General features: G+C 72.4%; 22 protein-coding genes. 7 read left to right on the top strand and 15 right to left on the bottom strand.

The features are described 5' to 3' along the window. Nucleotides 1–121: 121 nt before the first annotated feature. Nucleotides 122–1,582 (top strand): aldehyde dehydrogenase family protein, encoded by a 1,461-nt coding sequence (locus OG381_RS41885; RefSeq protein WP_327721196.1) that lies wholly within the window; start codon nt 122–124, stop codon nt 1,580–1,582. On the opposite strand, the gene OG381_RS41890 is transcribed toward OG381_RS41885, so the two are convergent. The 9 genes from OG381_RS41890 to OG381_RS41930 form a co-directional block, all read right to left on the bottom strand. Next, the gene (locus tag OG381_RS41890; RefSeq protein WP_327721197.1) at nt 1,579–2,781 is read right to left on the bottom strand and encodes a type III PLP-dependent enzyme; all 1,203 of its coding nucleotides are present in this window, start codon (nt 2,779–2,781) and stop codon (nt 1,579–1,581) included. The genes OG381_RS41885 and OG381_RS41890 overlap by 4 nt on opposite strands. Continuing rightward, the gene (locus OG381_RS41895) at nt 2,778–4,478 is read right to left on the bottom strand and encodes an IucA/IucC family protein (RefSeq protein WP_327721198.1); all 1,701 of its coding nucleotides are present in this window, start codon (nt 4,476–4,478) and stop codon (nt 2,778–2,780) included. The genes OG381_RS41890 and OG381_RS41895 overlap by 4 nt, the downstream gene beginning before the upstream one ends. After that, on the bottom strand, nt 4,478–5,668 hold the full coding sequence (locus tag OG381_RS41900) for an MFS transporter (protein ID WP_327721199.1): 1,191 nt from the start codon (nt 5,666–5,668) through the stop codon (nt 4,478–4,480). The genes OG381_RS41895 and OG381_RS41900 overlap by 1 nt, the downstream gene beginning before the upstream one ends. Continuing rightward, nucleotides 5,665–7,341, bottom strand: a complete 1,677-nt coding sequence (locus OG381_RS41905) for an IucA/IucC family protein (protein ID WP_327721200.1) — start codon at nt 7,339–7,341, stop codon at nt 5,665–5,667. The genes OG381_RS41900 and OG381_RS41905 overlap by 4 nt, the downstream gene beginning before the upstream one ends. After that, nucleotides 7,338–8,513 carry an ATP-grasp domain-containing protein gene (locus tag OG381_RS41910; RefSeq protein WP_327721201.1) on the bottom strand — a complete coding sequence of 392 codons (1,176 nt, stop codon included), beginning with the start codon at nt 8,511–8,513 and terminating at the stop codon, nt 7,338–7,340. Before OG381_RS41910 ends, OG381_RS41905 begins: the two co-directional genes overlap by 4 nt. Nucleotides 8,514–8,598: 85 nt before the next feature. Continuing rightward, entirely contained in the window at nt 8,599–9,615 is a 1,017-nt protein-coding gene (locus tag OG381_RS41915) for an ABC transporter substrate-binding protein (RefSeq protein WP_327721202.1), read from the bottom strand. A 29-nt stretch (nt 9,616–9,644) separates the two neighbouring features. Then, nucleotides 9,645–10,460 carry an ABC transporter ATP-binding protein gene (locus OG381_RS41920; RefSeq protein ID WP_327722699.1) on the bottom strand — a complete coding sequence of 272 codons (816 nt, stop codon included), beginning with the start codon at nt 10,458–10,460 and terminating at the stop codon, nt 9,645–9,647. A 56-nt stretch (nt 10,461–10,516) separates the two neighbouring features. Then, the gene (locus OG381_RS41925) at nt 10,517–11,530 is read right to left on the bottom strand and encodes a FecCD family ABC transporter permease (protein ID WP_327721203.1); all 1,014 of its coding nucleotides are present in this window, start codon (nt 11,528–11,530) and stop codon (nt 10,517–10,519) included. Beyond that, on the bottom strand, nt 11,527–12,522 hold the full coding sequence (locus OG381_RS41930; protein WP_327721204.1) for a FecCD family ABC transporter permease: 996 nt from the start codon (nt 12,520–12,522) through the stop codon (nt 11,527–11,529). Before OG381_RS41930 ends, OG381_RS41925 begins: the two co-directional genes overlap by 4 nt. Nucleotides 12,523–12,706: 184 nt before the next feature. Between OG381_RS41930 and OG381_RS41935 the strand changes: the two genes are divergently transcribed. Next, nucleotides 12,707–13,543 (top strand): (2Fe-2S)-binding protein, encoded by an 837-nt coding sequence (locus OG381_RS41935; protein ID WP_327721205.1) that lies wholly within the window; start codon nt 12,707–12,709, stop codon nt 13,541–13,543. Here OG381_RS41935 and OG381_RS41940 read toward each other — a convergent pair. Genes OG381_RS41940 through OG381_RS41960 form a run of 5 tightly spaced genes read right to left on the bottom strand, consistent with a single transcriptional unit; the run spans nt 13,540 to nt 19,153 of the window. After that, nucleotides 13,540–13,704 carry an HAD hydrolase-like protein gene (locus tag OG381_RS41940; RefSeq protein WP_327721206.1) on the bottom strand — a complete coding sequence of 55 codons (165 nt, stop codon included), beginning with the start codon at nt 13,702–13,704 and terminating at the stop codon, nt 13,540–13,542. The genes OG381_RS41935 and OG381_RS41940 overlap by 4 nt on opposite strands. A 38-nt stretch (nt 13,705–13,742) precedes the next feature. Further along, nucleotides 13,743–15,497, bottom strand: a complete 1,755-nt coding sequence (locus OG381_RS41945) for an ABC transporter ATP-binding protein (protein ID WP_327721207.1) — start codon at nt 15,495–15,497, stop codon at nt 13,743–13,745. 28 nt (nt 15,498–15,525) lie between these two features. Next, entirely contained in the window at nt 15,526–17,028 is a 1,503-nt protein-coding gene (locus OG381_RS41950) for a TIGR00730 family Rossman fold protein (protein WP_327721208.1), read from the bottom strand. After that, nucleotides 17,025–18,377: an FAD-binding protein gene (locus OG381_RS41955; RefSeq protein WP_327721209.1), complete on the bottom strand. Its 1,353-nt coding sequence runs from the start codon at nt 18,375–18,377 to the stop codon at nt 17,025–17,027. Before OG381_RS41955 ends, OG381_RS41950 begins: the two co-directional genes overlap by 4 nt. Beyond that, a complete protein-coding gene (locus tag OG381_RS41960) occupies nt 18,374–19,153 on the bottom strand; it encodes an isopentenyl transferase family protein (RefSeq protein ID WP_327721210.1) in 780 nt (259 codons plus the stop codon). The genes OG381_RS41955 and OG381_RS41960 overlap by 4 nt, the downstream gene beginning before the upstream one ends. 260 nt (nt 19,154–19,413) lie before the next feature. On the opposite strand from OG381_RS41960, the gene OG381_RS41965 reads away from it, so the two are divergent. From OG381_RS41965 to OG381_RS41980, 4 genes are all read left to right on the top strand, one after another. Then, nucleotides 19,414–19,992, top strand: a complete 579-nt coding sequence (locus OG381_RS41965; RefSeq protein ID WP_327721211.1) for a transketolase — start codon at nt 19,414–19,416, stop codon at nt 19,990–19,992. An 82-nt stretch (nt 19,993–20,074) separates the two neighbouring features. After that, a complete protein-coding gene (locus OG381_RS41970) occupies nt 20,075–21,163 on the top strand; it encodes an S-(hydroxymethyl)mycothiol dehydrogenase (RefSeq protein WP_327721212.1) in 1,089 nt (362 codons plus the stop codon). Beyond that, complete coding sequence (locus tag OG381_RS41975; protein WP_327721213.1) at nt 21,163–21,792, top strand: MBL fold metallo-hydrolase; 630 nt, start codon at nt 21,163–21,165, stop codon at nt 21,790–21,792. Before OG381_RS41970 ends, OG381_RS41975 begins: the two co-directional genes overlap by 1 nt. Before the next feature lie 146 nt (nt 21,793–21,938). Then, a complete protein-coding gene (locus OG381_RS41980; protein ID WP_327721214.1) occupies nt 21,939–22,853 on the top strand; it encodes an SDR family oxidoreductase in 915 nt (304 codons plus the stop codon). A gap of 2 nt (nt 22,854–22,855) precedes the next feature. Here OG381_RS41980 and OG381_RS41985 read toward each other — a convergent pair whose 3' ends face one another. Further along, a complete protein-coding gene (locus OG381_RS41985) occupies nt 22,856–23,392 on the bottom strand; it encodes a hypothetical protein (RefSeq protein WP_327721215.1) in 537 nt (178 codons plus the stop codon). Between the two features lie 51 nt (nt 23,393–23,443). Here OG381_RS41985 and OG381_RS41990 point away from each other — a divergent pair, with 51 nt between their 5' ends. After that, nucleotides 23,444–24,232 carry an SDR family NAD(P)-dependent oxidoreductase gene (locus OG381_RS41990; RefSeq protein ID WP_327721216.1) on the top strand — a complete coding sequence of 263 codons (789 nt, stop codon included), beginning with the start codon at nt 23,444–23,446 and terminating at the stop codon, nt 24,230–24,232. Nucleotides 24,233–24,288 lie beyond the last annotated feature (56 nt).

Genomic DNA, 24,288 nt, shown 5'->3' on the forward strand with positions numbered 1-24,288 from the left:
AGGGCCGCCCGGCCACAGAAAGCCAGCACAGCCGGGCGGCCCTTGACATTGTTGCCGGGTGAACAGAGCATGCGCTTAGAAATGAATCTTGGTTCACGTGGCGAACAAAGAGGTCCGCATCATGCCCATCACCCGCGAACTGTTCATCGGCGGCAAGGACGAGCCCGCCGCCTCCGGCCGTAGGGCGGAGGACGTCAACCCCTACACGGGCGAGGTGTATGCGACCGTCGCGGCCGCGGGCACCGAGGACGTACGGCGGGCCGTGGACGCGGCCGAGGCGGCGTTCCCCGAGTGGGCCGCGCTGGCCCCGTTCGCCCGGCGCGCGATCCTGCTGAAGGCCGCCGACCTCCTCGACGGCAAGGGCGACCAGGTCGCCGAACTGATGGCCCAGGAGGCCGGCGGAACCCGGCCGTGGGCGCACTTCAACGTCTACCTCGCCGCGAACATGCTGCGCGAGGCCGCCGCCGCCGTGACGGCCCCGCGCGGCGAGGTCCTCACCGCTCAGGAGCAGGGCGCGCTGGGCCTCGCGGTCCGCGAACCGGTGGGCGTCGTCGCGGCGTTCGCTCCCTGGAACGCGCCCGTCATCCTCGGCGTACGTGCCGTCGCGGCGCCGCTGGCCGCAGGCAACACCGTCGTCGTCAAGGCGAGCGAGGACGCGCCGATCGCGTGCGCCCTGTTCGTGGCCGACGTGCTGCGCGAGGCCGGGCTGCCGGACGGGGTGCTCAACGTCGTCACCAACGCCCGGGAGGACGCGGCCGAGATCGCCGAGGCGCTGATCGCCGACGAGCGGGTCCGCGCGGTGAACTTCACCGGCTCCACCAACGTCGGCCGGATCATCGGTGAGCACGCGGCCCGTCATCTCAAGCCCGCCGTACTGGAGTTGGGCGGAAAGAACTCCGTCATCGTGCTCGACGACGCGGACGTCGACTACGCGGTGGACGCCGTCACCTTCAGCGTGTTCATGAACGCCGGACAGATCTGCATGTCCGGCGACCGGATCCTCGTCCACGAGTCGCTGGCCGAGGAGTTCACCCGGAAGTTCACCGCCAAGACGGCCTCGCTCCAGGCCGGTGACCCGAACCACCCGCACACCGTGGTCGGCCCGCTCGTCGCCGCCTCCGCCGCGCAGCGCGTGGCCGCTCTGGTCGAGGACGCCGTCGCCAAGGGCGCGAAGGTCCTCACCGGCGGCGGGAAGCCCGACGGAGCGGTGCACCCGGCGACCGTGCTCACCGATGTGCCGAAGGATGCCGAGATCTACCACGCCGAGGCGTTCGGGCCGGTGTGCGTGGTCGAGACGTTCTCCGACGACGACGCCGCCGTGGCCGTCGCCAACGACACGGAGAACGGTCTGACCTGCGGCATCATCACCGAGAACGCCACCCACGGACTGGCCGTCGCCCGCGGCGTCCGTACCGGCATCGTGCACATCAACGACCAGTCGGTGGCCGACGAGCCGCAGGCTCCCTTCGGTGGCTTCAAGGCCTCCGGATACGGCCGCTTCGGCGGACGCTGGGGCATCGAGGCCTTCTCCAACACTCGCTGGGTGACCATCGCCACCCAGCAGGCGCACTACCCCTTCTAGGGGCCTGTGGTGACCTCCGGCCCGGCGTCCAGGAAGTGGAAGCCGGGCCGCGGGTGCATCAGGAAGTCGTGGTGGGAGATGTTCCACGCGTAGGCGCCGGTCAGCGCGAACACCACCCGGTCACCGGCCCGCAGTCCCGCTGCGGGGACCCGGCGGGCGAGAACGTCCTTCGGCGTGCACAACTGCCCCGCCAGCGTGACGAGTTCGTCCTCCGCGGCCGGTCGCGGCCACGGATGCGGCCAGTCGTCCACCGTCAGCACCGAGCAGGGCTGGTCGTGGCCCTTCGTCGCCGGGGTCCGCAGATGGTGGGTGCCGCCCCGGACCACAGCGAACTCCTCGCCGTGGCTGCGCTTCACGTCCAGCACCTGCGTGGCGTACCAGCCGCAGTACGCCGTCAGCGCCCGCCCCGGCTCGATGCGCAGCGTCAACCCCGGGTGCGCCGCGGTGAGTCGGGCGAGCCCCTCGCCGTACGCGGGCCAGTCGAAACGCCGGTCCGGGTCCGCGTAGTCGACGTGCATACCGCCGCCGACATTGACCTCCGCGACCGGGACCCCGAGTCCGGTGGCCCAGGCCACGATCGCCTCGGCCACCGCGAGCTGCTCCGGGGCTTCGAGACCGCTGGCCAAGTGGGCGTGGACGCCCCACAGTTCAAGATGCGGGTAGGTGCCGTCCGTGAGCGCGCGGACCACCTCCAGCGCCTGCTCCGGGTCCATGCCGAACGGGGTCGGACGCCCGCCCATCGCCAGCGAACTGCCCGCCAGGGAACCGTCGGACAAGGGCAGGTTGACCCGCACCAGCACCGCGACCCGCCGCCCCGCCCGCCGGGCCAGCTCGCCCAGCATCCGCAGCTCGTACACGCTCTCGACGTGGAAGCGCTCGACTCCCTGCTCCAGAGCGGCCGTCACCTCGTCCGGCGTCTTGCCGGGGCCGCCGAAAGCCAGCGGACGCCCCGGCACCGCCTTGGCCACATGAGCGAGTTCACCGCCCGAGGAGACCTCGTAGCCGTCCACGTACGGACCGAGCGCGGCGAGGATCTCCGGCTCGGGGTTGGCCTTGGCGGCGTAGTACAGCTCGACCCGCTCGGGGAGGGCGGTACGTATGGCAACTGCGTCTGTCCGCAGAGCCGCCAAGTCGTAGAGATACGCGGGCAGTTCGGCCGACGTGAGGGCGAGGGCGCGGTCGTGGACGGCAGGGGTCATCGGGTGCTCCCGGTCAGGATGTCCTCGGCGAGCGGGGACGGCAGACGGACGTAACCGGCCTCGCGGTCGGCCTTGCGCTCCCAGCGGGTCAGCAGGTTCGCCTTCGCGGGCAGCGGTACACCGGCGAGCAGGGCGGAGAGGCGGGGCGGGCAGCCGCTCCGGTCGGCGTACGACCGGAGGGTGGAGCGGACGCGGCCCCACAGCTCGGCCTCCGTCTCCGGGTGCAGATCGGCCAGGGCGGCGAGCAGCTCCGCGACGTGGTTGACCAGGAGGCAGTAGACGACCCGGTCCCAGCCGCGCTGCGCGTCGTAGGTGATCGGGCCCGCAACCTCGGGCGGCAGTGCCGCGAGGGTGTCGGCGTGGTGCTCGGGGACGAGCTTGGTGCCCTCCAGGTCGCGGAAGAGCACCTGGGCGGGCATGCCGGCGCCGTCCACGCACACCAGGACGTTCTGGAGGTGGGGTTCCAGGACCAGACCGTGGTCGAAGTAGGCGGCCAGGACCGGTGGGACGAGCAGACCGAGGTACGCCGACCACCAGTCGAGGGCCGCCCGGGCGTCGGCACCGTCGAGCAGACGGGAGATGTGGGCGCCGCTGCTCGGGTACTCGTCGGCGACGGCGGCGGCCAGCAGGGCGGTGGTGCCGGGCGCGAGCCTTTCGGGGAGCCCTTCGCGGACGATCACACCGAAGCCCTCGAACAGCGACTGGTCCGGACGGCCGTCGGGTCCTGGCAGGGCGAGCGTGCGGTAGGCGGGCTCGCGCAGCACCGCGCTGCCCGGGAAGCGCTCGGCGAGATCGGCCAGGGCCGGGGCCAGGACACGGGTCAGGGCGACGGCACCGGACAGCTCGTAACTGCTGTTCTTGCGCAGGCAGTTGGTGATCCGCACGTTCAGGCTGAACTTGAGGAAGGTCTCCCCGTCGTAGAGCGTGCGCACGGACGCCGTCGCCGCGAAGGGCTGCCCGCCCGGACCGAGGTCGAGGACATCGCCGTTCGCGAGCGCCGCGCTCAGCGCCGGGTGCTCGCGGAGTGTGTCGTACTGCCAGGGGTGGGCGGGCAGCAGACGGTACCCGGCCGGGACGCCGGCCCGCAGCCGGTCCAGGGCGGCGGTGGCCGACAGCTCGGCGGCCTCCTCGGCGATCAGATGCTCCCGTACGGCGAGGTGCCGCAGCGGGAAGGCGGCCCCCGTCTCCGGCGCGTACGCCGACCAGGCGCGCGGGTCGCCGGTGCGGGCCTTGGGCGTGGGATGGAAGCGGTGGCCGAAGAACAGGGACTGCTCGGAGGCGAGGTAGGCGTCGGTGTTCCGCGAGGCGCCGGTCGCGGTGAGGGCGGTCGTCACGGCCTCGTGGCTGGAGGCGATCTGCTCCAGGAACTCCTCGTTGCGCACCCCGGTGCGCAGCGACAGCTCGTCGTGCGTGTACTGCGCGAGGCGGCGCCAGTCCAGCTCCGCCCAGTCGCCGTCGCGCTGCTCGTGCACGGGGCCGGTGAACCGGTGCGCGCCGAGCAGCGAGGTGCGGCGCAGGGTCACGCGGAGCAGCACACCGCGGCGGGGCAGCCGCAGCAGGAGCCGGCCGTCGGTGACCACGCTCTGGTGCTCGGGCCCGGAGACCTCCCGCAGCAGACAGTTCAGGAGCGTGTGGGCCACCACGTCGTCGGCGGTGGGCAGATCGGTGCGCGCGGGCGTGTCGGCGAGGGAGGGCATCAGCGGCTCCAGCGGGGGGTCATGGAGGGGAGGAGGGTCGCCACGGCGGTGACGGCGGCAGCGGCGGCGCCGGTCAGCACCGGGGCGGCGGGGCCGAAGCGGACGCTGCCGGCGGCCGCGGCGAGACCGGCGGCGACCGCGCCGGCCTTGGAGAAGAACTCCAGCGAGCCGAACAGCCCGCCGGGCGCGCGGCCCTGGGCGCAGTCCGCCGCGAGCACCTGCAGACACACCAGGCCGAGCGTGAGGCCCGCACCGAGCAGCAGCCGTACGGCGATCAGCGCGGGCAGCGAGTCGACGACACCGTGTCCGGCGAGGCCGAGGGCGATGAGGACGAAGCCGAGCACGATCCCGGTCTTGGGACGGTCGCGGAACCTGGAGTGCACGGCCAGCGCCGCCACCAGATAGCACAGGTGGGGGAGGGCGAAGAGCACTCCGGACAGGGTCGGCGAGGTGCCCGGGAGTCGGTCGTCGACCAGGGCGATGAGATAGGGGAAGGAGATGACGGTGGAGAAGACGAAGGCGAACTCAAGTGCGTAGAGCGCCTTGAGCGACACCACCGGGGGTGTGAGGTCCGCGGTGGCGGTCGCGCTCGTGGTGCGGGCGACCGGCGCCGGTTCGGGCAGGGCGGCCAGCAGCAGCGCGGCCGTGAGGGGGAGTACGGCGAGGAGTGCGTACTGCCGGTGCGGGGGCAGCCAGCCGGACAGCGCGCCGACCACGATCGGTGCGAAGACCAGGGCCGCCCGGGCGCTGCCCTGCATCAGGGTGAGCGCCTTGGACAGGGCCGGGCCCTCCAGGGCCGCGCCCAGATAGCCGTTGGAGGCGGCGAAGGTGCCGCCCAGGATTCCCTGGAGGACGAGCGCGACCGTGAAGGTGGCCAGCGAGTCGGCCCACCCGGCGAGCAGGAACGCCACCGCGAGCCCCAACTGGGCGCGCAGCAGCAGCCGTTTGCGGCCGTAGCGGTCGGCGAGCCGTCCCCACATCGGGGCCGCGATGCCCCCGAACACGGTCGGGACGACATAGAGCACGCCCGCCCAGCGGGCGTCGCGGTCGCCCAGTCCCGGCAGGATCTCGGTGAGGTACGGGGGCAGGCCCAGGGCCGCGAAGGACGCCACGAAATAGCAGGCGGCCACCGCGTGCACCTGACCGCGCCCGGCGGTGGACCGCGTCATCCGCAGGGCCCCGGCGCTCATGCCGAACCCCCTTGTCGCAGCAGGTAGTTGGGTCCGGTCGTGTAGTGCTTGTTGATGTCGGCCGCGCCGGACCGCTCCTTGGACAGCAGTGAGCCGGCCGTGACCATCGCCTTCACCGGCAGCCGCGGCGCGTCCAGCACCCGCTCGCGCAGGACGGCGGCCGCGTCCCCGCCGAGCCGGTCCACGGCTTCGGCCAGCCGGTCGCGTACGAGATCGAGCAGGGCCCGCCGGTGCCGGGGGAGGCCGAACGCGTAGGCGCCCGCGCACAGATGGACCGTAATGGTGGCGAACAGGTCGGCGACCGGCCCGTCCCCGGAGACATAGGTCCGTGTGTCGTCGAAGCCCCACGGGCCGGGAAACACCGCGCCGAGCCGGTGCGTGTTGACGCGGGGCCCGTCGTTGTCCTTGAACAGCAGCCGCAGACTGCCGGGCCGCAGGACGAGCGAGATGTTCTGCTGATGCGACTCCAGCGCGATGCCGTACCCGAACAGTGTGGTCTGCCAGTCGAACAGCAGGGTCAGGAAGGCGTCCAGCAGGGCCAGCGGGTCGCCGCCGTAGAACCGGTCGGCGAGGTGGTCGACGACCAGCCGCCCGTCCGGGGCGCCGGCGAGCAGGGCGGCCAGCGGTACCACCTCGGCGCCGTCCGGATCGGCCGGGAAGCGCCGGCACAGGACGGCCAGCAACTCGTGCCCGGCATGGGCGTACGTCGCCTCGTCCGCGTGCAGGATCGTGCCGTGGAATCGGGGCTCCCGGGCGATCACGGCCTCCAGCAGCCGCTGTCCGGCAGCGCCGTCCACGAGCGTGCCGGGCTTGACGGTCCGTTTGTTGCGCAGACCCAATGTGGCTGTGGCGAGCGGGAGTTTGAGATGCACCGACGGGTTCACGGCCACCGTGCGCATCGACAGCGTCGGTACGACCTCCAGATGGGCCCGCTCGGCGAGCACCGCCCCGTCCGGGAGCCCGGCGTCGAGCAGGGCGCCGACCGTCAACGGATGCACCGGCAGCACCACGTGCGTGCCCTCCGCCCCGGCGAGACCGAGCTGCCGGGGTGTGGGCCAGAAGTCGGGGAGCGTGCCGGTCAGGGTGACGGTCTCCCGGCGCAGGGCGATCCAGCGCAGCGCGAAACGCGGGTGGAACTCCGGTGCGTAGGCCTGCAGTTGCAGCTCGCTGAGGCCGGAGCGGCCGCGCGCGGTCGGATAGACCGGATGGTCGAGCCGCGCGGCGAGGGTGTCGTACGCGAGCGAGGGCCACCGCGCCGAGTCGTCGCCGAGCCGCCCCTCGACCTCGGTCCGGGTGGCCGTGTGCAGTCGCAGCGTGGCCAGGGTCTGCCGGCACTCCTCGGCGAAGGCGTCGTACCCGCCTCGGTCCACGGGGTCGGCGAGTGCGCGCAGGGCTGCGAGGACGGTGTCGTAGGAGGTGAGCTCGGCGCCGTCCGACTCACGGACGAGCAGGGGCAGCCGGGCGGCGTACTCGCACTGGAAGCCGTCCTCGACGACGGGCAGGAGCAGCGCGTCGCCCTCGGCCGGCAGGCGCAGCCAGGGGCCGTCCGGGCGGTGCAGGAGTGTGCTGCCGGTGCGCAGCCCCACCACGTCCTCGCGGAGCAGGGCGCTGAGCACGCGCGTGAGCAGTTCCTCCTCGCAGGCGTCGGTCCTCGCGGTCGTCGCGGGCGTCACGGCTGGATCTCCCAGCGCAGATCGGCCAGGAAGTCCGCCGCCACGCGGTCCACCGTCGGCTGGTCGGTGCCCGTGGCGCGCAGGACGCCGAGGTAGTCGCGGTTGGTGCCGTACAGTTCGTGCCGCTCGCCCGTCGCGCGCAGCGGTCGGTACGTCAAGTGGACGCCGTCGAGGGTGAGTTCCGTGGCCGTGGGGGCGTCGGTGAGGGTGCCGGGGCGCTCGGCGCAGGGGTAGTCCAGACGGGCGGCGCCGTCGCGGCGGGCGCCCAGGTCCGCGGGGAGCGGCTCACCCAGGTGGGCGCGGAGGATGTGCTCGAAGAGCGGGATCTCCAGCAGCCGGGCCAGCAGCAGGTCGCACTGGTCGCCGATGGCGCGGTAGTTGACCTCGATGAGCCTCGCCCGGCCCTCGTGCACCACGAACTCGGTGTGACAGGTGCCGAACCCGACGCCGAGCGCGTCCAGTTGGGCAAGGACCTGCTCGACGACCGGCTCGGGGTGGGCCGGCACGAAGGTGAGGCGTTCCTCGATGAAGTACGGCGGCGGCGACAGCTCGGTGTGGAAGCCGCCCAGGACGTGCCGGGTTCGCCCGTCGCCCAGCGTCTCCACGGTGTGGAGCTCGCCGGGGAGGTACTCCTCGACGACCAGGACGGTGCCGGGGCGCCGGTCGAAAATCTCCTTGGACCGGGTCGCCAGGTCCTCGGCGGTGTCGACGAGGACGACGTCCTCGCTGGCCACACCCTCGCGCGGCTTGACGACACAGGGGTACGGGGCGTCCGGCAGGGCGGTCGGTCCGGTGAGCTCGGTCGACCAGACCGTGTCCAGGCCCGCGTCGGCGAGGCGGCGGCGCATCTCGGCCTTGTCCTTGCATCGCAGGGTGGCCCGCCAGTCCTTGCCGGGGAGCCCGAAGTAGGCGGCGGCCAGGGCGGCTTGGGTCTGGAGGTGGTCGCTGTTGGTGAAGACCGCGTCGGGGCGGTGGTGGGTGGAGACGCGGGTGACGACGGCCCGGAAGTCGCGGACGTCGCACGGAAGGATCTCGATGTCCGGGTAGGTCGCGCGGTGGGCGTCGGGCTGGTCGGTGAGGACGGTGACGTCCAGTCCCAGGCGGGCGGCCGCGGGCAGAAAGCCCTCGGTGACGGAGTCGGTCGGGTTGAGGGCGAGCAGGTACAGACGCATGGGTGGCTGTGAACTTCCGCTAGCGGGTGGGGGGTTGAAGGGGCGGGCCTGAGCCATGACGGGGCCCGCCCCGGTTCAGCGGGAGTTACTTGGCAGGAAGCGGCACACCGGTGGCCTTGGCCACGTCCGCGAGCATCTGCTCGGCGGCCTGGACACCGATGCCGGACATCCACGTCTCGTCCGGGACCTCGAAGACCTTGCCGTCCTTCACGGCGGGCAGGGACTTCCACACCGGGTTCGAAGTGACCTGCTTCTTCTGCGTCTTGTCGTCCACGTCCGCGGAGGTGACGAAGACCAGGTCGGCGTCGGCCTGGTCGATCTGCTCGGGGCTGACGTCCTTCATGGTGACCTCGGGGTCGTTCGAGACCTGCGAGGAGGGCCGCTTGAAGCCGATGTCGTTCAGGACCACACCGCTGTAGGAGTTGGACTGGTACAGACGGGTCGGACCGGCGATGAAGCGGACCACGGACGCGGTCGGCATGGCGCCGCCGTCCTTCTTCCTGATGGCCTCACCCAGCGCCTTGGCCCGCGTCTCGTACTCCGTCAGCTTGGCCGCGGCCTCCTTCTCCAAACCCAGGGCCTCGGCGTGGACCTTCAGGTTCTCCTTCCAGACACCGCCGGTGGTCTCGGTGAAGACGGTCGGGGCGAGGGCGCTGAGCTTGTCGTAGACCTTCTCGTGCCGGACCTTGGAGGACAGGATCAGGTCGGGCTTGAGCGAGGCGATCTTCTCCAGGTTGGGTTCCAGGAGCGGGCCGACGTCGGCGGTGTTCTTCAACTCGCCCTTCAGGTACGTCGGGAAGCCGCCCTCGGTCTTGAAGTGCGGGGCGACCGCGCCGACCGGGTCGATGCCGAGCAGCGTCACGTCGTCCAGCTCGCCGGTATCGAGCACGACGACGCGCTTCGGCTGGGAGGGGATCCTGACGTCGCCCATGGCGGTCTTGAGGGTGCGCGGGAAGGCGCCGCCCCCATCGGCGGCGGGCTTCGCGGAGGCGGAGTCCTCGGACTCCGAGCCGCAGGCGACCAGGACGGCGGTACCAAGTGTCACGGTCAGCAGGGAGGCCAGAACCCGGCGGATTCCGGGCATGGCGGAGCGGTGGGACATGGGGGGTTGGTTCTTCCTGTAGGAGTGGATCAGGCGGTGGCGGCGGAGCGCCGTACCGCGCTGCTTCTCGGGACCACCAGGGGGGTGCCGGTCTCCGGGTCGGGGATGACCCGGCAGTCCACGTCGAACACGGACTTCACCAGCTCCGCGTCGAGGACGTCCGCCGGGGCTCCGGCGGCGGCGAGCCGGCCGTCCTTGAGGACCACCATGTGGTCCGCGTAGCGGGCGGCCTGTCCGAGGTCGTGCAGCACCATCACCACGGTGCGGCCCGCCTCGGCGTGCAGGGCGGCCACCAGGTCGAGCACGTCGAGCTGGTGCCGCAGATCGAGGAAGGTCGTGGGCTCGTCGAGCAGCAGCAGCTCGGTGTCCTGGGCCAACGCCAGGGCGATCCAGGCGCGTTGACGCTGACCGCCGGAGAGCTGGTCCACCGGCTGGTCGCGCAGGGACGTGGTCCCGGTGCGCTCCAGGGCCTCGTCCACCGCCTGCTGATCGGCGGCCGACCAGGGGCTCAGCAGCCGCTGATGCGGATAACGGCCCAGCCGTACGAGCGCCTCGACGGTGATCGCCTCGGGTGTGACCGGCTGCTGCGGCAGCAGACCCATGCGCAGCGCCAGGGACTTCGCGGGCATGCGGTGGATGTCGGAGCCGTCGAGGGTGACGGTGCCGGCGGCCGGGGCCAGCAGCCGGCTCAGTCCGCGCAACAGGGTGGACTTGCCGCAGGCGTTGGGGCCGACGATCGCGGTGACGGCTCCCCCGGGGAGGGTGAGGTCGAGGCCGCCGACGACCAGCCGGTCGCCGTACCGGAGGTCGAGGCGCTGCGTCGAGAGCTGGTTGGCGGTGGTCATGCGCGGCTCCTGTACGGCGGTCTTGAGCGGGTCCCGGGCCGGCTTCTGCGCGCCGGTCATGCGTGGGTCCTCCTCACGGGCGAGCTCTGCCGGAACATCAGCACCAGCAGCCAGGGCGCGCCGAGCGTGGCGGTGACCGCGCCCACCGGCAGCCCCTCGATCGGCAGCAGGTGCTGCACCACCAGGTCGGAGGCGAGCAGCAGCACCGCCCCGGTGAGGCCGGCCAGCGCGAGCGAGACGGCGGTGGGAGGGCCGGTGACGAACCGCACGATGTGGGGCACCGCGAGCGCCACGAACGTCACCGGACCGGCGAGCGCGGCGGCGAGCGAGGCCAGCACGACCGCGAGGACGAGCAGGTGGAGGCGTGCCGTGGAGGTGTTGAGGCCGAGGGCGCCCGCGGAGTCGTCCCCGAGGTCGAGCACGGCCAGCCGGCGATGCAGGACGAAGGCGGCGGCGAGCGCGAGCACCATGGCGCCGCCCGCTCCCCACACCTCCGTCCACGTCCGCCCGTACACCGAACCCGTGGTCCACTGCAGCGCCGATCCGGCCAGTTCGGCCGGGAAGCGCACGATCATCAGGTTCACGGCGGCGGCGAGCCCCGCCTGGACGGCGAGCCCGGTGAGCACCAGGCGGGCGACGGCGAGCCCGGATCCCCAGGCGAACACACCCAGCAGCAGGGCCGCGAGGAGACCGCCGCCGAGTGCTCCGAGCGGGACCAGCGTCTGGGAGGCCCCGGCGGCGATCAGCGCGACCGCGCCGAGCGAGGCCCCGCCGGTCACCCCCATGACGTCCGGGGAGGCCAGGGGGTTGCGGAACAGCCGTTGCAGCACGCAGCCCGCCACGCCGAGCCCGGCGCCGCCGACGATGGCCGCCATCGACCGGGGCGCCCGGAACTCCCGCACCACGAGGACGTCTCCCGCGTCGCCGAGCCCGATCAGGGCACGCAGCGCCGTGGCGGCGGGGATCCGCATCTCACCGGTCGTCAGGGAGACGGTGAGCAGCACGCACAGCGCGACGAGACCGGAGACGGCGAAGACGAGAACGCGCACACGCGTCCTGGACCGGTTCACCGGGTCGCCACCTTCCGGGCCAGCAGCGCCAGCAGGGGCGCGCCCAGGAACGCGGTCACGATGCCGACCTCCAGTTCCGAGGGGCGGATCACCATCCGGCCGAGCACATCGGCCGTGAGCAGCAGCAGTGGGCCGGCGATCAGACAGCCGGGCACCAGCAGTCGGTGGTCGCCGCCGAGCAGCGGACGTACGAGATGGGGTGCCGCGAGCCCGATGAAGGCGATCGGTCCGGCGACCGCGACCGCCGAACCCGCCAGCAGGACGACCGCGATGCCGCCGGCCAGCCGGATGCGGGTCACCGGGACGCCGAGGGCCTGCGCCGAATCGTCGCCCAGGGCAAGGGCGTTGAGGGCGGGGGCGACGGCCAGCGCGATGACGATGCCGAGCAGCAGGGTCGGCAGGACCGGCCACAGGGTGTCGAGGGGGCGCCCGGACAGGGAGCCGGCGAGCCAGAAGCGGGCCTCGTCGAGCGTGCGCTGGTTCAGCAGCATGACCGCGGACGTCCAGGACAGCAGTACGAGTTGGAGCACGGTGCCGCCGAGGGCGAGCCGTACGGGATCGATGTCACCGGCGCGGCGGGCCAGCGCCTGTGCGAAGACCGCGGCGGCCGCGGCTCCGGCGAACGCGAACCACACGTACTCCACCGGGTCGTTGAGCTTGAGCGCGTAGATCGCGACGACGACCGCGAAGCCCGCGCCCGCGTTGATGCCGAGCGTGGTGGGGGAGGCGAGCGGGTTGCGGGTGATGCCCTGCGCGACGGCCCCGGCGGCACCGAGCGCGGCACCGACCGCGAGGCCGATGACGGTGCGCGGCAGCCGCAGCCCGGTCACCACAAGGACGTCGCGCCCGTGGCCGTGGCCGAACAGGGCGTCGGCCACGGTGGACAGGGGGATCGAGCGGGCGCCGAGGGCGAGGCTCAGGGCGGTGCAGAGGGTCAGGGCCGCGAGGCCGGTGAGGAAGAGCGGTATGTGCCTGAAGGCACGAAAGGACACACCTGTGGGGGGTGCGCCCCGATGGGTCGCAGTCACGAGGCGTGAGCTTAGGTGAGGCTTGCTTTAGTTTTCAACTGACTGTGCGATTCCTTTGAGGTGGCTTGACGTGCGGCTCCCTTGATCAAGCTAAGGTAAGCCTTGCCTATCAATCATCTCCTGAAACCCGCGCACCTGGAGCACGTCGATGTCCCTGGCCCTCAAGACCACGCCGGACGGTGCCGTCTCCCGAGCCCTCGGTGACGTCTACCGACGGCTGGCCGGCATCTGCGAAGCGCTGGACGCGAGAGTCGCCGAGAGCGGCGGAGCGGGCGTGACGGCCGACCGGTTGGCGTCGGACCGGTCCGTGCTGGACGCGTTCGTCGAAGCCGAGGCGGCCCGCATCCGCGACCGCTACGGAGTCGCCGTACGCCCCGACGTCGCCGCCTCCCGCGCCCTGCACGGCTACGCCTGGTCCGTCGGTGTGCTCATGGGCGGCACCTGGTACCTCGAGCGGAGGGTGCCCCGCATCCGCCCCGAGGACCTGCGTCTCGACCTCGCCTCGGGGACGTACGAGATCACACCCGGCACCGAACTCGCCTGTCTGCCCGGCGACCCCGTGGCCGTACTCCCCGGCGTACTGACGCTCCCTCAGGAGGACCAACTACGCGCCCGGTTGCGCATGTCCCTCGCCGAGCACATGCGCCCCCTCCTCGCCGCCCTCGGCCCTGTCGCGCGCCGCCGGTCACGCGCGCTGTGGGGGATGGTCTCCGACGACCTCGTCTCCGCCCTCTGGTACCTGGGCCGGATGCTGGGCGAGGAGGGCGCCGCGATCAGGGCCGCCACCGAGGTGCTGCCGAACTCCGTGCCCCCGTATCCCAGCGGCGCCGACTTCCGTCATCTGGTGGGCGACGACGGCACCCGCCACGCCACCCGCACCCGCACCGGCTGCTGCATGTTCTACGCGATCCGCCCGGCCGAGGCCTGCTCCACGTGCCCGCGCACCGGTGACGCGGAGCGGCTGCGGAGGCTGGAGACCTCCTAGCCGTCCGGCTTCTCGCGGTGAAGGGTCAGTTGACGCATCGCCGCCCGGTAGATGTCCGGGTGGGGCTTGCGTCGGCCCACGTCCACGGAGAGGACGACGGCGGCCATGGCGTCGATCACTCCCCTCGCGGCCAGGAGCGCTGACAGCCGGCGCGGGATCATCCGGGGATACTGCCAAACCCCCTGCGTGGCAGGTCCGTTCAGTCCGCCGTCGTCAGGAACTGCGTGGCCGCCAGCTCCGCGTACAGCGGGTCCGCGGCCACCAGTTCCCGATGTGTCCCCACCGCCCGCACCCGCCCCGCGTCCATGACCACGATCCGGTCGGCCATCGTCACCGTGGACAGCCGGTGGGCGACGACCAGCACGGTCGTCGTCCGGGCGACATCGGCGACCGTGTCGCGCAGCGCGGCCTCGTTCACCGCGTCCAGCTGCGAGGTGGCCTCGTCGAGGAGGAGCAGACGGGGCCGGCGCAGCAGGGCGCGGGCGATGGCGACGCGCTGGCGTTCGCCGCCCGAGAGCCTGGTGCCGCGGTGACCGACGAGCGTGTCGACTCCGCCGGGCAGACGGGCCACCAGGCCGTCCAGACGGGTGGTCTTCAGAACCCGCGCCAAGGCCGCGTCGTCCGCGTCCGGATTGCCCAGCAGCAGGTTGTCGCGCAGCGAGCCCGACAGCACCGGGGCGTCCTGCTCGACATAGCCGATCGCCGAACGCAGCTGCGGCAACTCCCAGTCGGCGAGGTCGCGGCCGTCCAGCGTGATCGTCCCGGACTCCGGGTCGTAGAACCGCTCGATGAGGGAGAACACCGTCGTCTTCCCGGCACCGGAGGGGCCGACGAACGCCGTCATGCCCTGGGCGGGCACCGAGAAGGTCACCCCGTGGTGGACGTAGGGGAGGTCGTCGGCGTAGCGGAACCGTACGTCGGTGAAGCCGACAGCGGCGGGCTCCGCGCCAGCGGCGGGCAACGGGGCGGGCGCAGCGGCGGGTTCGGCGGGCAGCCGCAGGGCCTCCTGGATCCGGGCGAGGGCCGCGGCGCCCGTCTGGTACTGGGTGATCGCGCCGACGACCTGCTGGATCGGCGACATCAGATAGAAGACGTACAGCAGGAACGCCACCAGCGTGCCGACGTCGATCGACCCGGTCGCCACCCGCGCCCCGCCCACCGCGAGCACCGTGATGAAGGCGATCTGCATCGCCAGTCCCGCCGTGTTGCCCGCGGCCGCCGACCACTTGGCGGCCCGCACGCTCTGCCGCCACGACTCCTCGGCGGCCGCGTGCAGCGTACGTTCCTCCCGGTGCTCCGCGCCGGACGCCTTCACCGTGCGCAGCGCGCCGAGAATCCGCTCCAGCGAGGCCCCCATCACGCCGACCGCGTCCTGAGCCTGTCTGCTGGCCTTGTTGATGCGCGGCACGATCACCCCGAGGATCGTGCCCGCGCCCGCGATGACGGCCAGGGTGACGGCCAGCAGCACCGGATCGACCAGCCCCATCATGACCACCGTCGCCACCAGCGTGAGCCCGCCGGTGCCGAGGCCGACCAGGGAGTCGGTGGTGACCTCGCGCAGGAGCGTGGTGTCCGAGGTGATGCGGGCCATCAGGTCGCCCGGTTCGCTGCGGTCCACGGCCGTGATGCGCAGCCGCAGCAGGTACGACGACAGCGAGCGCCGCGCACCGAGCACGACCGACTCGGCGGTGCGCCGCAGCACGTACGAACCCAGCCCGCCCACCGCCGCGTTGGTCACCACCAGGCCGGACATGACGAGCAACGTGCCCGTGATGGTGCGGTCGTGGGAGAGGTCGTCGATCAACTCCCGGGCCACGAGCGGCAGCAGCAGCCCGGTGGCGCCCGTGACCAGCGAGAGCAGGGCGCCCGCCAGCAGGGCCCAGCGGTGGGGTCGGACGTATCCGAGGAGCAGCCGCCAGGTGGGCGGGGATTGCTCGGTCGCGGCGATGCTCACGGCGCTCCTTGCGGGTCGGGCGGAGCCTTCAGGCTACGTCCGACACCTTGCGCAGGGCTCGCCAGTTCCGGGTCACGGAGAGAAGCAGGGGACGGCCGGCCCCGCGGGGCAGACAGGCGTCGAGCATGCCGGTCAGGACCTCGCCGGGGCCGAGCTCGACGTAGGTGGTCGTGCCCTCGGCGTGCAGCCGGGCGACCGCGTCCGCGAAGCGGACGGGCCGGCGCAGGGCGCGTACCCAGTAGCCGGGTTCGGTGGCCGCCTTGGTGACCGGCTCGGCGGTGGTGTCGGACAGGAGCGGGATACGGGGGACATGGAGCTCCATCGTGAGCAGGACGCGGTGGTAGTCGGCGAGGAGGGGCTCGAAGAGCGGGGAGTGGGGAGCCGCGTCCACGCGCAGCACATGGGTGCGGCGGCCGCGGGCCGACCACCGCGCGCACACCGCCGTCACCGCCTCGCGGTCCCCGGCCACGACGACGGACCGGGGCCCGTTGACCGCCGCGACCACCACGCCCGGCCCCAGGCGCAGTTCCTGCGGCCCCGCCTCCACCGCGGCCATGCAGCCGCCCTCCGGCAGGGTCCGCACCAGCCGCGACAGTGTGCCGACCGCACGGCAGGCGTCGGCCAGCGAGAACACCCCCGCCGCGTGGGCCGCCGCCATGTGCCCGGCCGAGTACCCGAACAGCACGTCGGGGCGCAGCCCCTGGCTCTCCAACAGCCGGTACTGGGCGACCTGGAGCGCGAAGATCGCCGGAAAGCCGTACGCGACCCGGTCGAGCAGCGCCGCGGTGCGCGTCCCGGCCGGGGCGAACATCACGTCCCGCAGCGGCAGGTCCAGGTAGGGGGCGAGCATGACGCACACCGCGTCGAGCGCCTCGGCGAACACCGGTGACGTGGCGTGCAGTTCGCGCCCCATCCGCGGCTGCTGCGAACCGGCCGCCGAGAACAGGAACGCGGTCCGGCCCCGCGGCACCCGCACCGGGGCGTCGGCCACCGGCGGGTCCGCCAGCCGCGCGAGCACCTCCTCGGCCGACCGGCACACCACGATCCGCTCCAGGTCCCCGGGACGCAGGAACCCCTCGTCCCCGGCGTGCTCCAGGAAGGACAGCAGCGGACGGTAGAAACCGGACGGATCGAGCAGCAGGCACGGTTTGCGGTGCAGGCCCAACTGGGCCCAGGACAATGCCTCGAGGAGCTCCTCCGCCGTGCCCAGCCCGCCCGGCAGCGCCACGAACGCGTCGCCCGACTCGGCCATCCGCGCCTTGCGTTCGTGGAGGTCCGCGACCACTTCGAGCTCGGTGAGCCCGGTGTGGGTGATCTCGTACGGCAGCATCGCGCGCGGCACGACCCCGGTCACCGAGCCGCCCGCGCCCAGCGCCCCGTCCGCGACGGCGCCCATCAGACCGGTGCGGGCGCCGCCGTAGACCAGTCGTATCCCGGCCCTGCCCAGGGCGCGGCCCAGGTCGGCGGCGGCGTGCAGAGGGGCGGAGCGGTGTCCGGCGGACGCACCGCAGAAGACGGTGACGGCACTCACGCCCACAGCCCGTACCCCCTGGTCAGGATCTGCCGCGGGTCGTACTGCTCCTTGGCACGGGCGAAGCCCGCCCAGTCGGGGCCGAAATGGGCCCGCCAGTCCTCGGGCGTCATCGGCAGCGCGCTGACGGGATGGAGGACCCCGCCCACGGCCCTGGCCCGCTCGTACAGGCCGCGATTGGCGGCGACCATGCGCTGTACGGTGCCCGGATCGGTGGGCGGTGCGGTGCGCATCAGGGAGAGCAGGCACAGGAGTTCGCCGGGTGGCCTGCGCAGCAGCGGCGCGCGGAGCACGCTGCCGCGGAGCGGACGCAGCTGCACCACGCCGCAGCACCTGAGGCTCTGCTGGCCGGCCTCGGCCAGCACCGCCGGGACGAAGGCCGCGGCCGCCGCCTCCGGGAGCAGCAGCGTGAGCCAGGGATGCGGGCGGTCCCACTCGCCCGTGGCGCGCAGCAGCCGTTCGTCGCGGTCCAGGCGGTGCAGGTACTCGGCGTACGACAGGTCCTCGATCTCCTCGGTGTCCCGGTCGTGGTCCAGGTCACCGATCAGCAGGTCGTCTCCGGTCGGCAGGTGGTCTGCGGTCAACAGGGCGTCGGCGCGGGGGAGGCCGGCGTCGTAGGGAGTCACCGCCTCGATCATGTACCGCCAGGTGCCGCCGAGCGCCGGGCGGGCCTGGCCCGCGACATGACTGAACCGGCTGTCGCGGGCCAGCCTGCGCTGGTCGGTGAAGAAGCCTGCGGGATCCTCGTGATAGAGGCGATAGCGGCGGACGCGCACCGGCGCGGGCACCAGCCGGATGGTGGCCCGTACGATCAGGGCGCACTGGCCGAGTCCCGCCAGGACCGCGCCGAACAGGTCCGGATGCCGCTCGGGCGAACAGACCAGCCGCTCGCCGGTGCCGGTGACCACCTCCAGCTCCCGCACCCAGTCGGCGACCAGCCCGCGGCGGTGGCTCGACCCGCCGAACCCGCCCGTGCTCAGCACCCCGCCGACGCTGGCGCCCAGATGGTCGGGGAGCACCGGCGGCGCCAGCCCCTCGGCGAGCGCGGCCCGCACGACCTCGCCCCAGGTCGCGCCCGCCCCGGCGACCAGCGTCCGGTCGCCCGGCACGCAGCGCACCTCGTCGAGCCCGCCCATGTCGACGACGTATCCGCCGTGCGCCTGGCCCTGCCCGTACGGGGCGTGTCCCGAGCCGCGGGCGGCGACGGGCAGCCCCCGCGCGCCGGCGAAGGAGACGATTTCCTGGACCGCGCCACCGGAACGAGGCCGCACGACTCCGAGCGGGCGGGATTCGACGATGTGGCCGAAATCGTGCGAGGCGAGTGCCATGTCCTCCCGCGTCGCATTCACGCCGCACCCTCCAGGAGGTCGCCGTCGAAATCGTCGAATCCCCAGGCCGCTATTCGACTGTCGAAAATTTCGGAGAACACGCGGTGCTGGAGAAAGCCGTGCTCGGCATGCCGTTCGGCTATCAGCGCGGCCATCCGGTCCAGTACGTGTTCCGAAAGTGGTTGCCGGTCGACGGACTCCACATCCAGCGCGTACTTGGCGCAGCATTCGAGGACGGCCTCGAAGCCGTTGACGGAGGCCGCGAACATCCGCCGGCGCGGTTCGCGCCACAGCGCGGCCAGCTCTTCGAGGAGGCTGTGACCCGGAGCCTGCGGGGCGAGCATCTCGCGTGCCCTGCGGGCGAGGGCAGCGACGTACTCGTCCCGGCCGGGCGGGGACAGCAGGCGGACCGACAGCCGCCAGGACAGCTCGGCCCGCCGGGCGGCCAGCTCCCGCAGCAGGGAGATCGAGCCACCCTCGACGATCACCGACCGGTGCCGGGCGCCGAGCCGCTCCACCAGCGCGATCAGGGTGTCCGTCGCCTCCGCCGCGCACAGGTCGCCGTCGGCGAAGGTGCGGTCCCCGAGCCAGTACCGGCACACCCCCGGCACATCGGCTCCGGCGCGGGCGCTCGTGGTGGCGAGGTCGGTGAAGCACTGGAGGCGATCGGCGACCACGATCGGGACTCCGGTGGCCCGGGCCAGTCGGGTGGCCGCCGCACTCTTGCCGACACCGGTCGGTCCGGCGATGAGATGGACCGACGGACCGGTCGCCGGGCGTGTGTCGCTCTGGGCCATGGCGGGATGTCCCCTTCCGCTTCTTCCGACAGGGAGAGACGCCCATCAAGGTAAACGCGGCGGTCCATGGTCAAGAGCCAGGCGGACACCTGGACCGGGCAAAGAGACGTCCACATTCCTGTGAGCCTGTTAAAGGTGGTGAATTACAGGGGTGGGCGACGCGAGTGCAGGGAATCCAGGCCGATATGAGTGACCGTCGAGCCTTTTTCCTAACGAATTCTTGACGAGCCTAAAGAATGAACTCACCTGGAGGTCGTCCCGTGCACTCCGACATGCTGATCGCCGCCGCCGAATCCCTTCCGGACGCCCCGACGAGCGGCACCGTCCTCGTCGGCTACGGAGCGGTGGAGGAACTGACCAGACTCGCCGCCACCCCCGGGTGGACCGTGCACGTCCCAGGCCACCCCGCCGAGGTGCGCCGGGCCGTGCTGGCCGCGGTGGCGGGCGGCGAACGGGCGTACATCCATGTCTGTGCCGACTCCAACACCGAGCCGCGCGGAGCGACGGAAGGGTTCGAACTCGTCCGGGAAGGCCTCGACGGTGTGGTCCTCGCGGTCGGCTCCACCCTCGACCCGGTGCTGCGCGTCACCGCGGGCCTCGACCTGACCGTCCTCTACGCGACCACCGTGCGGCCCTTCGACGAGATCGGCCTGCGCACGGCCGCCCTCGCCGCCGACCGGGCGGACCTGGTGCTGGTCGAGCCCGGCCTTCCGGGGACCTCGGCCCGGCAGGTCGCCGGGACCCTGGTCCATGTGCCGCACCGGCTGCTGGCCCTGGGCGGCGCCGACGCCCGGGACGAGGAGGCACTGGGCCGGGCCGTCCGGGGCTTCTTGCGCTGACGGATCCGCTCCCGTGCCGCTACTGATCAGTTGCACGTAGGGTCGAGGCGACGGACACCGGCGGAAGGAAAGGTTCACCACCATGGCGCAGGAAGTTCGCGGCGTGATCGCACCGGGCAAGGACGAGCCGGTCCGGGTGGAGACGATCCTGGTGCCCGACCCCGGCCCGGGGGAGGCGGTCGTCCAGGTACAGGCCTGCGGGGTGTGTCATACCGACCTGCACTACAAACAGGGCGGGATCTCGGACGACTTCCCGTTCCTGCTCGGCCATGAGGCGGCGGGTGTGGTGGAGGCGGTCGGCGAGGGCGTCACCGACGTCGCCCCCGGTGACTTCGTCATCCTCAACTGGCGGGCCGTGTGCGGGAATTGCCGGGCCTGTCTGCGGGGGCGCCCGTGGTACTGCTTCAACACCCACAACGCCTCGCAGAAGATGACGCTCGCCGCGACCGGACAGGAGCTCTCGCCCGCGCTGGGCATCGGGGCGTTCGCGGAGAAGACGCTGGTCGCGGCCGGACAGTGCACCAAGGTGGACCCGAGCGTGGCGCCGCAGGTGGCCGGACTGCTGGGGTGCGGGGTGATGGCCGGGATCGGCGCCGCCATCAACACCGGCAATGTGGGCCGGGGGGACACCGTCGCGGTGATCGGCTGCGGAGGCGTGGGAGACGCGGCGATCGCCGGTTCCCGGCTGGCGGGTGCGGCGCGGATCATCGCCGTCGACATCGACGACCGCAAGCTGGACACGGCACGCTCGATGGGTGCCACCCACACCGTGAACTCCAAGAACTCCGACCCGGTCGAGGCGATCCGCGAGCTGACCGGCGGCTTCGGCGCCGACGTCGTCATCGAGGCGGTCGGCCGCCCCGAGACCTACCAGCAGGCCTTCTACGCCCGCGACCTCGCCGGCACCGTCGTCCTGGTGGGTGTGCCCACCCCGGAGATGAAGCTGGAGCTGCCGCTGCTGGACCTCTTCGGCCGCGGCGGTTCACTGAAGTCCTCCTGGTACGGCGACTGCCTGCCCTCCCGCGACTTCCCGATGCTGATCGACCTCCACCTGCAAGGCCGCCTGGACCTCGGGGCGTTCGTGACCGAGACGATTCGGCTCGACGAGGTCGAGAAGGCCTTCGAGCGGATGCACGGCGGCGACGTCCTGCGTTCGGTGGTGGTGTTCTGATGACCGCCCGCATCGAACGCCTCGTGACGTCAGGACAGTTCAGCCTCGACGGCGGTACCTGGGACGTCGACAACAACGTGTGGATCGTCGGCGACGACCACGAGGTGATCGTCATCGACGCCGCGCACGACGCCGAGGCGATCGCCGCCGCCGTGGGGGAGCGCCGGGTGACCGCCATCGTGTGCACCCACGCGCACAACGACCACATCGACGCCGCGCCCGCCCTGGCCGACCTCACCGGTGCCACCATCTGGCTGCACCCCGACGATCTGCCGCTGTGGAAGCAGACCCACCCCGACCGCGAGCCCGACGCCCACCTCCAGGACGGCCAGGTGATCGAGGCGGCCGGAGCCGACCTGCGGGTGCTGCACACCCCGGGCCACGCCCCCGGCGCGGTCTGCCTCCACGACCCCGGACTGGCGACGGTCTTCACCGGCGACACCCTCTTCCAGGGCGGTCCCGGCGCCACCGGCCGCTCCTTCTCGCACTTCCCCACGATCGTCGACTCGATCCGCGACCGGCTGCTCACCCTGCCGCCGGAGACGAAGGTCCTCACCGGCCACGGTGACCCCACGACCATCGGCGCGGAGGCCCCGCACCTGGAGGAGTGGATCGCGCGCGGCCACTGACGAGGTCGCGGCGCCGCACGTCGCCGTGAAGCCGCGCGGCCGGGTGACGCCTGAGAGGATCCGGGTGACCCGGCGAAAAAGGTGACAGAAGATGTCCGGCTTACCCGGCACCGTGGGATCGACCACGACAACACGGGAGGCCGGACATGTCACAGCCGCTGAAGGGCAAGGTCGCACTGGTCGCCGGTGCGACCCGAGGAGCCGGGCGAGGGATCGCCGTGGAGCTCGGGGCGGCCGGCGCCACGGTCTATGTGACGGGGCGCAGCACGCGGGACCGGCGCTCGGAGTACGACCGCCCCGAGACCATCGAGGACACCGCCGACCTGGTGAACGAGGCGGGCGGCACGGGCATCGCCGTATCCGTCGACCATCTCGACCCGGCGCAGGTGCGCACCCTGGTCGACCGGATCGCGGACGCCGAGGGCCGTCTCGACGTGCTCGTCAACGACATCTGGGGAGGCGAGAAGCTCTTCGAGTGGGAGAGCCCCGTCTGGGAGCACGACCTCGACAACGGGCTCAGGCTGCTGCGCCTCGCGGTCGAGACCCACGCGATCACCAGCCACCACGCCCTGCCGCTGCTGCTGCGCAACCCCGGGGGACTGGTCGTCGAGATGACGGACGGCACCGCCGAGTACAACGGCGCGACCTACCGCAACACCTTCTTCTACGACCTCGCCAAGACGTCCGTCCTGCGGATGGGCTTCGCCCTCGGCCATGAACTCGGCCCGCGCGGAGCCACCGCCGTCGCGCTGACGCCGGGCTGGCTCCGGTCGGAGATGATGCTGGAGCACTTCGGGGTGGGCGAGGACAACTGGCGCGACGCCCTCGACCGCGTCCCCCACTTCGCCATCTCGGAGACCCCGCGCTACGTGGGCCGCGCCGTCGCCGCCCTCGCCGCCGACCCCGACGTGGCCCGCTTCAACGGCCAGTCCCTCTCCAGCGGCGGCCTGGCCCGGACCTACGGCTTCACCGACCTCGACGGCAGCCGCCCGGACGCCTGGCGCTACCTCGTCGAGGTCCAGGACGCGGGCAAGCCGGCGGACACCACCGGCTACCGCTGAGGTCAGGGCTGATCCACCGTCGGGAACTGCCACCGCACCGACAGGCCCGGTGGCAGTTCCAAGTCGTCGCGTACGGCGGCGTAGTAGCCGTCACGTCCGACGCGGTGCCGCTCCACCAGCGCCTGCCAGGCCGCCGGATCGCGTGTCCTGCCGCGCTGGAACTGTTCCATCTCCAGCACCACGGTGACCCAGGCCCGTGCCTTCTCCACCACGTTCGGGCTCCCCAGCAGAACCAGCGCTTCCCCGGCCGGGTCCCGGGCGAGGGTGGCCTCGGCCAGCAGGGGCGCGGCCTCCTCGGGGGAGAGGGGATGCGGATGAGGGTCGTTGCCCAGGTGGGACGCCGCCCGGCAGGCCAGCGTGACGGTCTTCTTGAGCGTGCTCGCGTAGTCGGCGTACACCGCGAGCCGACGCTCCTCCCAACGGGCCGTCTGCTCACGGCGGAAACGGGCGCCGTCGCTGCGGACGACCGCCAGATACGAACCGAGCGCCCCGATCACGACACCGATGAGCGCGGGCAGTTGCTGTATGAACGCGGACATGGGCGCACGGTATCTGCCCGGTTGATCGACAGGGCGCTACGGTGCGGACCCATGACGGACACAACACGCTTCGAGGGGTACGGGGTTCTCATCACCGGCGCGGCGCGCGGCATCGGCGCAGCGACCGCGCGGCGGTTCGCGCAGGAGGGGGCGCGGGTGCTGGTGACCGACATCGACGTGCCCGCGGCCGAGCAGACGGCGGCGATCCTGCGCGAACAGGGCCTGGTGGCCAGGGCGTTCGGATGCGACGTGGGGGAGCGGGCCGACGTGGAGGCGGCCGTCGAGCATGCCGTCGGCGTCTTCGGTTCGCTGGACGTCCTGGTCAACAACGCCTGTCACTGCACCCCGGACGCCCCCCTCTTCGAGGACGAACCGGACGACGAGTGGACGCGCGACCTCGACATCACCCTCACCGGCGCCTACCGCTGCTGCCGGGCCGCCCTCCCGCACCTGGCCGCTTCGGGACGCGGCGCGATCGTCAACGTCGGCTCCGTCAACGGCCTGACCGACTTCGGCAACCACGCCTACAGCGCCGCCAAAGCCGGCCTCGGCTCCCTGACCCGCACCCTCGCCGGACATGCCGCCCCCCGTGGCGTCCGCGTCAACCTCGTCGCCCCCGGCACCGTCCGCACCACCGCCTGGGAGGGCCGCGAGGAGGACCTGGCACGAGCGCGCGAGCTGTATCCCCTGGGCCGCGTCGGCGAACCCGAGGACATCGCCGCCGCGATCCTCTTCCTCGCCTCCCGCGACGCGTCCTGGATCACCGGCGTCACCCTGCCCGTCGACGGCGGGATCACCGCGGTCGACTCCGGCTTCCGTCAACTGCGCAGCAACGCTTAACATTTGCTGTAGATCTTTTCACTTGTCCTTCCCGGACGGTGTCGGGCAGCGTTCTC

It is taken from the genome of Streptomyces sp. NBC_00490 (assembly GCF_036013645.1).
GTDB lineage: Bacteria > Actinomycetota > Actinomycetes > Streptomycetales > Streptomycetaceae > Streptomyces > Streptomyces canus_F.

What these genes read in the sequence shown, in the direction of transcription:
- OG381_RS41885 (WP_327721196.1), top strand. Translation starts at nt 122, where the DNA reads ATGCCCATCACCCGCGAACTGTTCATCGGCGGCAAGGACGAGCCCGCC.
- OG381_RS41890 (WP_327721197.1), bottom strand. Translation starts at nt 2,781, where the DNA reads ATGACCCCTGCCGTCCACGACCGCGCCCTCGCCCTCACGTCGGCCGAA.
- OG381_RS41895 (WP_327721198.1), bottom strand. Translation starts at nt 4,478, where the DNA reads ATGCCCTCCCTCGCCGACACGCCCGCGCGCACCGATCTGCCCACCGCC.
- OG381_RS41900 (WP_327721199.1), bottom strand. Translation starts at nt 5,668, where the DNA reads ATGAGCGCCGGGGCCCTGCGGATGACGCGGTCCACCGCCGGGCGCGGT.
- OG381_RS41910 (WP_327721201.1), bottom strand. Translation starts at nt 8,513, where the DNA reads ATGCGTCTGTACCTGCTCGCCCTCAACCCGACCGACTCCGTCACCGAG.
- OG381_RS41915 (WP_327721202.1), bottom strand. Translation starts at nt 9,615, where the DNA reads ATGTCCCACCGCTCCGCCATGCCCGGAATCCGCCGGGTTCTGGCCTCC.
- OG381_RS41920 (WP_327722699.1), bottom strand. Translation starts at nt 10,460, where the DNA reads ATGACCACCGCCAACCAGCTCTCGACGCAGCGCCTCGACCTCCGGTAC.
- OG381_RS41935 (WP_327721205.1), top strand. Translation starts at nt 12,707, where the DNA reads ATGTCCCTGGCCCTCAAGACCACGCCGGACGGTGCCGTCTCCCGAGCC.
- OG381_RS41940 (WP_327721206.1), bottom strand. Translation starts at nt 13,704, where the DNA reads ATGATCCCGCGCCGGCTGTCAGCGCTCCTGGCCGCGAGGGGAGTGATC.
- OG381_RS41960 (WP_327721210.1), bottom strand. Translation starts at nt 19,153, where the DNA reads ATGGCCCAGAGCGACACACGCCCGGCGACCGGTCCGTCGGTCCATCTC.
- OG381_RS41970 (WP_327721212.1), top strand. Translation starts at nt 20,075, where the DNA reads ATGGCGCAGGAAGTTCGCGGCGTGATCGCACCGGGCAAGGACGAGCCG.
- OG381_RS41975 (WP_327721213.1), top strand. Translation starts at nt 21,163, where the DNA reads ATGACCGCCCGCATCGAACGCCTCGTGACGTCAGGACAGTTCAGCCTC.
- OG381_RS41980 (WP_327721214.1), top strand. Translation starts at nt 21,939, where the DNA reads ATGTCACAGCCGCTGAAGGGCAAGGTCGCACTGGTCGCCGGTGCGACC.
- OG381_RS41985 (WP_327721215.1), bottom strand. Translation starts at nt 23,392, where the DNA reads ATGTCCGCGTTCATACAGCAACTGCCCGCGCTCATCGGTGTCGTGATC.
- OG381_RS41990 (WP_327721216.1), top strand. Translation starts at nt 23,444, where the DNA reads ATGACGGACACAACACGCTTCGAGGGGTACGGGGTTCTCATCACCGGC.